General features: G+C 70.1%; 1 pseudogene. It reads right to left on the bottom strand.

Going from position 1 to position 1,338, the window contains the following annotated elements:
• Positions 1-1,338, bottom strand: a pseudogene (locus OQ02_RS45355) (beta-ketoacyl synthase N-terminal-like domain-containing protein); the annotation flags it as partial.

The raw sequence follows: 1,338 nt of genomic DNA, 5'->3' as shown, positions 1-1,338 counted from the left end.
CCCCAACCCCGCCACCAACTCCGCACGGGACACACCGACCACCACCACCCGGTGATCGAACCTGGCCCGACGCGACAACGACCACGCCACATCCACCGGGTCCACCCCGGGACGGGCCACCACCCACTCCCGCAACCGCCGAACCTGACCCGACACCGCCGACCGCGACCGACCCGACACCACCCACACCACCGGCACAGACCCGGACTCGGTGGCAGCAGGCGATTCCACCGGCGAAGGCGCTTCTTCGAGGATCACGTGGGCGTTGGTGCCGCTGGCCCCGAACGCCGACACCCCAGCACGTCGCGGATGGCCGTTGACCCGCCAGTCGCGCGTCTCGGTCAGCAGTTCGACCCGGCCCGCCGACCAGTCCACCTTCGGCGTCGGCGTGTCGACGTGCAGGGTGGCGGGCAGCCTGCCGTGCCGCATCGCCATGATCATCTTGATCAGCCCGGCCACCCGCGGTGAGGCCGTTCGACGCACCGTCCTGGTTGACCGCCGACCCCCGCACCACCGCCAACACGTTGTGCCCCAAGCGGCGTGCGTCCGACAGACGCTCCAACACGAGCACACCCATGCCCTCGGACCACCCCGTGCCCTCCGCGTCGGCCGAGAACGAGCGGCACCGACCGTCAGCGGACATGCCGCGCTGCCGGGAGAACTCCACGAACACACCGGGCGTCGAGTTGACGGTCACGCCGCCGGCCACGGCCATCGAGCACTCACCCCGGCGCAGCGACTGCGCTGCCAGGTGGACGGCGACCAAGGAGGACGAACAGGCGGTGTCGACCGTGATCGCCGGGCCTTCCAACCCGTACGAGTAGGCCACCCGCCCGGACACGATGCTCCCCGAGGTGCCGATGCCCCAGTAACGCCTCCCACACACCCTCCAACAACAACCGCTGCTGCGGGTCCATCGCCAACGCCTCACGCGGCCCGATGCCGAAGAACTTCGCGTCGAACTCGGCCGCACCCGCGAGGAACCCGCCCGACCGCGCGTAACTGGTCCCAGGGCGGTCCGGGTCGGGGTCGAACAAGGTCGCCAGGTCCCAACCACGGTCCGTGGGGAACCCGGTGATGGCGTCCACTCCGGACGAGACGAGCTTCCACAGATCGTCCGGGGAGGACACTCCACCCGGGAACCGGCACGACAACCCGACGACGGCGATGGGCTCGTCGTCGACCACCTTGACGACGGTCTTGGTCTTCGCGGCGCGCGCTTGCGGTGCGAGTTGGCCGAGGAGGTAGGTGGTGAGGGCGTGGGGTGTGGGGTGGTCGAAGACGAGGGTGGGGGTGAGGGTGAGTCCGGTGGTGTGGGTGAGGTGGTTGCGGAGTTGG

The organism is Saccharothrix sp. NRRL B-16314 (genome assembly GCF_000716595.1).
Taxonomy (GTDB): Bacteria; Actinomycetota; Actinomycetes; order Mycobacteriales; family Pseudonocardiaceae; genus Actinosynnema.
The sequence above is the reverse complement of the archived record's forward strand: the minus strand, read 5'-3'. Positions and strand labels throughout refer to the sequence as shown.